This is a genomic window from Candidatus Methanoperedens nitratireducens (assembly GCF_900196725.1).
Lineage (GTDB): Archaea > Halobacteriota > Methanosarcinia > Methanosarcinales > Methanoperedenaceae > Methanoperedens > Methanoperedens nitroreducens_A.
This window is the reverse complement of record NZ_FZMP01000104.1, coordinates 1-5,429: the sequence shown is the minus strand read 5'-3', so window position 1 is coordinate 5,429 and position 5,429 is coordinate 1. Positions and strand designations below refer to the sequence as shown.

Sequence of the window (5,429 nt, the reverse complement as noted above, 5' to 3'; positions counted from 1 at the left end):
TGTCATAACCAAGGGTAAAACTTGGGTTATTCAGGGAATGTTTGAATTAGGGATTTTAACCCTTCTTATTTAACAAAGCTGGTTTGGGTCTCATCCAGGATGCACTATAATCACTATATCAGCATCTCAAGCCCCAGAACCACACTCGCGCCCAGGATAGCTATGGGAGTTACGAACAACCCTATCTTCAGAATTTCTGTCATAGTCGTACTCCAGCCGTATCTGCGCGCGCTCTCAAGCCAGAGGATTCCGGCAAGCGCTCCAAAGGTAGTGAAATTGGCACCCAGGTTTGAACCAATGACGAGCGAGTATGCCATTGCCGTATTCATCTGTGCAGGCAAACTCGCGTGCTGGACAATCGAAAGCATCATGGCTGTCATAGGGATATTATTGATAAGATTGCACAGGAACGCAGATAACAATGATACCGAGAATATGGCTACCATAACATTATCGCTTATTTTCGCAAATATCAAATCCCCGGCAAAACCTGAGACATCACCCACCTCAAGACCTTTTACAACGATGAAAAGACCGATAACAAAAAGGACTACGTTCCATGAGACCCGTTTCAACCTGTAAACAGCGCGGCGCTCGGCAATTATCAGGATAAGAGCGCCGATCAAAGTCACTACCGAAAGAGGTATTTTCATGTAATTCGCAACGCCTCCCAGAACGATGACCCCGAGCAGCACTGCAAGACCAAGAGCGATAAAAGATTTATTCTTTAACTGCACCCTGCCATTACCGGTGGATTTGAAACTTCCGGGTATCTGCTTCCTGAAAATGTACTTTATCAGATGATAATTCACAAGAGCTGCCGCGAGGGTGGGAAAGAACATATACTTCGTGAACCCGAAATAATCGAGCTTGAAGCTGTCCCCGATAAGGATATTGGTAAGATTCCCGATATACAGGGGCATTGAAAAGGTATTGGCAGCAAAGAAGGACATGTACATGTAAGGCTTGGGATTTATCCCCGCGTTCCTGCAATAAATCAGGATTATGGGAGTTGTGGTCAGGATAACCACGTCGTTGCCCGCAAAGAGCGATATCAGGGAGACAACAAGGAACGTATACAGGAAAAGCTTCTCTCCGTTGTTTTTTGATGCGTGTATCGCACGGGATGCGCAGTATTCAAAGAACCCGTAATCATCAAGAAAGGTTGATATCACCATCAGCATCGCGAGGATAATGACGACATTCCATGTTGTCACAAGAGGCAGGGGCACTTCTATAGTGGAGATACCCAGCGCTTCCAGTACTTGATGTGGTTTTAACAAAAAAATTATCGTGAGACCTGCACCGATTAGAGCAGCGTGGGCTTCATTGATCCTTTTCGGCTTTATGACTATCAGTGTATAGGTCAATACAAAAACAGCAATTGCCAGAAGCTGAATCAATTGCGTCTAAAAGGGTCTAAAGGCGCTCTTCCCTGAATTCTTTGCATCCACGGTTGGTCTCGTACACATTTTTCTTAATCAGGGTACAGGAACCGTCGTATTGCTCTCTATTACTTCCTTTTACTTTTGTTGAGAAGTATCTGCAATCAACACAATACTTCAAGATTCATCCTCCGAAAAGTATTTTTAAACATATTAGTATTTAAGACTTTCTATAAACCATAATAAATTCAATCTATCCATTGTAAAATAAATGCCCCTCTAACAATGTTCTCACTGAAATTCTGATATGTCCAATCTCATTAATAAAGCTTACGAAGAATTCAGGTAGCATATTATATAAATTACGAGAGTTTATAAAATTTTTCGTCATGTATTATGATTCCTTGATAAGTTATAGTCCAATAGCCTCTTTACTTCAACCATAATTATAAAGATTTATCGTGACTGAACGGATAAGTATTATCTTATCAAGATAAAAAATTATCGGACTTCAGGCAGTATTGTAGTCTGTTTTCGCAATTTAAGACATCTTCAAACGGAAGAATACGTCATGGGTCAAGCAGGCGCGACGATGGAGAGCAGGTTATTAAAGAAACTATTGAAGAACAATCCCCGCTATGTTTAAGATAAGTTCAGCATAAGAATATCAGGATGAGGTTTGATGAAATCCTCAATACTCACGTAGTCATAGATGGGGTTAAACACATACCTTACCCGGAGGCATGTCCAAAGGCATCGGTCATCAGAGAATGTGACTACAGGGTTCATGAGGAGATCCATGATGCCAACCATGATATGTGCGAAATCGGCTTTAATGGTTACTTTGCCTGCGGAGAGGAAAGACCATGCATGTATGCCGACAGTCCTTCCATGTGCCCGGTTTTCACGGCATCATGCCTGGATTGCGAACATATAGGCAGATGCGACCAGGAGATTTTTTTCGTGGCACTGACACTTGACCCCTCGGAGACATCCCTGGAACGGGCAACCCATCCCCTGTATCGCTGATATGCGTACTCGCAGGGGTAACCAAATATAAAAAATAAAAAAGAGCTATTACATCATATAGCTCTCAGGTCCCGGCATCTGCATCGGCATCTCGCTCTTCTTTTCGGGAATATCTGCAACGAGCGCCTCGGTTGTCAGCATCAGACCTGCTATGCTGGCTGCATTCTGGAGCGCGGTGCGTACAACTTTTACAGGATCGATGATGCCTGCTTCTATCATATCCGTATAGGCATCCGTCTTTGCATCGTAGCCAATGTTGGGATTTGATTCCGCTTTTAATTTCTCGATAACAACAGAACCCTCTTTGCCTGCATTCGCAGCTATCTGCTTAAGCGGCTCTTCTATGGCTTTCCTGATGATATCCACGCCTATCATCTGGTCGCCCTCAAGGGTGAGATTATCCAGTTCTTTTGCAGCCCTCAGCAGGGCTATCCCTCCGCCTGCAACCACGCCTTCTTCTATAGCAGCTTTTGTGGCGTTCAGGGCATCGTCTATACGCATCTTCTTTTCCTTAAGCTCGGTCTCGGTAGCCGCACCCACGTTTACCACCGCGACGCCGCCCGACAGCTTGCCAAGCCGCTTCTTAAGATCGTTCTTTTTGTAATCCGACTCCTCAAGCTTGACGCGTCCTTCGATGATCGAGATTCGCCTCTGTATGTCCTCCGTTTTGCCTTCACCTTCGATGATGATGGTCTTATCCTTGGTCACCCTGACCTTCTTTGCGCTTCCCAGGTCGGAGAGCTTTGTATTCTCAAGTTTCATGCCAAGCTCTTCGCTTATGACCTTTCCGCCTGTAATGACGGCGATGTCCTCCAGTATTTCCTTGCGCTCATCGCCGAAGCCCGGCGCTTTGATCGCACATACTTTCAGGGCACCGCGGATAATGTTGAGCACGATAGTTGCCAGCGCTTCGCCTTCCACATCCTCAGCGATGATAAGAAGCGGTCTATTCTCTTTCACCACAGCCTCAAGGACAGGGAGGAATTCTTTCATTGAACTTACCTTCTTGTCGTACAGAAGGATTAGCGTGTTCTCAAGTACGGCTTCCATCCCTTCCTTGTCCGTAGCCATGTACGGTGAGATGTAGCCTTTATCCAGTTGCATCCCTTCCACCACTTCCAGCGTCGTATCCATGGATTTTGCTTCTTCGACCGTTATGACGCCCGTGGCTCCGACTTTGTCCATGGCATCCGAAATCAGGTTACCTATTATCTCGTCGTTGTTCGCTGAGATGGTAGCTACCTGCGTTATCTTTTCTTTGGTTTTGACTTCCTCGCTTGTGCTCTTGATGGCTTTTACCACCGTCTCGGTCGCTCTGTCGATGCCGCGTTTTATTTCAATTGGGTTTGCTCCCACTGTAATGTTCTTCATGCCATTGTGCAGGATAGCCTGGGCAAGCAGAGTGGCTGTTGTTGTGCCGTCACCCGCCACGTCCTGCGTCCTTGTCGCCACTTCTTTCACCAGTTTTGCTCCCATATCCTCGTAGGGATCTTTCAGGTCTATCTCTTTGGCTATGGTGACACCGTCGTTGGAGATCGTCGGGCTGCCGTAGCTCTTTGACAGGACAACGTACCTTCCCTTCGGTCCAAGTGTTATCTTTACGGTATTGGCGAGCTGGTCCACCCCTTTCAGGAGGGCGTGCCTTGCATCATCGTTAAATATTAGTTGTTTTGCCATAGTTTCCACCTACACTATCTTTGCTATAACATCCTTTATATCCAGAATGAGGTATTTTTCCCCATCCACTTCCAGTTCTTCCGAGCTGTACCCGGCGTATAATATCGTGTCTCCCTTCTTGACAGGCAGTTCCTTCTCTTCGACATTGCCTAATTCAACCACGATTCCCTGTTTTTTCTTTTCCTTCGCGGTCTCGGGAATGTAGATCCCGCTCGCAGTTCTTTCAGCCTCTTTTACAGGTTTGATTAGAACCCTCTTTCCTAATGGTTTTATCTGCATAGACTCACCTCACAAATGATTTTTTTTTAAAAATTTTATGAAACTGTAAAGTTTCGGGTTATTCATGTTTGCAGTTCTATAAATATGTTGCTGATTTTGGCTCTGTCAAGTCTTCGGTTGCTCCGGTTGTTTGGAGTTGCTGTCAAAATTCGGTTGCTACAAAGGTCTTTGAGTGCTAAAAAATGGAATGTCATTATGACCATATAGATGCAAAGCTTTATAAATTACTTCAAATAAAAGTATTACTAACATCATCATAATGATTATGATTACAATTGGCTTTGGTCGAAAGGGTTCGAGAGATATGGTGCAAAAACTGATTGCAGGCGCAAGGAAAAATCCGTTTAATGATGACATTCTTGTTATAGGGAGGGAGAAGGCAGAAAGATACACTGCTTCACTAAAAGATGAGCTTCGTGGAGCAACAGGAGAAGAAGATATCAGGCTTGCGACATACAATTTCTTGAAAGAATTAACAAAAGAGATGGGAGTTAATATCAAAATACAAAACGAAAAAATAGTTCTTACTGGAGGAAGAATCGATTCTTTATTTGATAACATAATTCTTGAGTTTAAGAGGCTCGCCTATTTCGATAGCAAAGCAGGTATTGAAGAAGCAATCGAAGGAAGAAAAGGAAAGGGGGGGGCTTATAGAGTACCTTTTATCAATAGGCTTGGACGAATCCAAAAGCTTTGAAGATTTTAAAAAGCATCTTTCTACAAAGTTAGGTATTGGATTTGATGGTAAATCATTCATATTTGTAAGATACGTTTTCAACAGCAACACAGAAATTGACTTGAAAAATTATAAAAGAAGATTGAAAAAATCCCCATCATGGCTTCCTGATTTATTAGACGGGAACTTTGAAGCGACAAGTAAAAGGGAAATAAAAAACGGCTTGAGATTTTTGTTTTTGTATCTTCGGTCAATTTCCCCACGTGCACCCTTGACTCCGAACAACGTCTCGAATAGATTCGGCGAGCAAAGCCCTCACTTCAGAAAGCACCTTCGAGTAATCTATTCTTTACTTTATACCTGAATTTCGACGATTTTGGTAA

At 43.8% G+C, this 5,429-nt stretch carries 6 protein-coding genes; 2 read left to right on the top strand and 4 right to left on the bottom strand.

Annotation, left to right across the window (positions count from 1 at the left end; genetic code table 11):
- Positions 1-113: 113 nt before the first annotated feature.
- On the bottom strand, positions 114-1,403 hold the full coding sequence (locus MNV_RS07760; RefSeq protein WP_096204995.1) for an ArsB/NhaD family transporter: 1,290 nt from the start codon (positions 1,401-1,403) through the stop codon (positions 114-116).
- Between the two features lie 16 nt (positions 1,404-1,419).
- Positions 1,420-1,566 carry a hypothetical protein gene (locus MNV_RS19490; protein WP_179293864.1) on the bottom strand — a complete coding sequence of 49 codons (147 nt, stop codon included), beginning with the start codon at positions 1,564-1,566 and terminating at the stop codon, positions 1,420-1,422.
- Positions 1,567-2,057: 491 nt separating this feature from the next.
- Between MNV_RS19490 and MNV_RS07755 the strand changes: the two genes are divergently transcribed.
- Positions 2,058-2,414, top strand: coding sequence for a hypothetical protein (locus MNV_RS07755; RefSeq protein WP_096204993.1), 357 nt, complete (start codon positions 2,058-2,060; stop codon positions 2,412-2,414).
- Positions 2,415-2,462: 48 nt separating this feature from the next.
- On the opposite strand, the gene groL is transcribed toward MNV_RS07755, so the two are convergent.
- A complete protein-coding gene (groL, locus tag MNV_RS07750) occupies positions 2,463-4,091 on the bottom strand; it encodes a chaperonin GroEL (RefSeq protein ID WP_096204991.1) in 1,629 nt (542 codons plus the stop codon).
- Between the two features lie 9 nt (positions 4,092-4,100).
- Positions 4,101-4,370, bottom strand: a complete 270-nt coding sequence (gene groES, locus MNV_RS07745; RefSeq protein ID WP_096204990.1) for a co-chaperone GroES — start codon at positions 4,368-4,370, stop codon at positions 4,101-4,103.
- A 304-nt stretch (positions 4,371-4,674) separates the two neighbouring features.
- Here groES and MNV_RS07740 point away from each other — a divergent pair, with 304 nt between their 5' ends.
- Positions 4,675-5,067, top strand: a complete 393-nt coding sequence (locus tag MNV_RS07740) for a hypothetical protein (RefSeq protein ID WP_096204988.1) — start codon at positions 4,675-4,677, stop codon at positions 5,065-5,067.
- Positions 5,068-5,429 lie beyond the last annotated feature (362 nt).

What these genes read in the sequence shown, in the direction of transcription:
- MNV_RS07755 (WP_096204993.1), top strand. Translation starts at nt 2,058, where the DNA reads ATGAGGTTTGATGAAATCCTCAATACTCACGTAGTCATAGATGGGGTT.
- groL (WP_096204991.1), bottom strand. Translation starts at nt 4,091, where the DNA reads ATGGCAAAACAACTAATATTTAACGATGATGCAAGGCACGCCCTCCTG.
- groES (WP_096204990.1), bottom strand. Translation starts at nt 4,370, where the DNA reads ATGCAGATAAAACCATTAGGAAAGAGGGTTCTAATCAAACCTGTAAAA.
- MNV_RS07740 (WP_096204988.1), top strand. Translation starts at nt 4,675, where the DNA reads ATGGTGCAAAAACTGATTGCAGGCGCAAGGAAAAATCCGTTTAATGAT.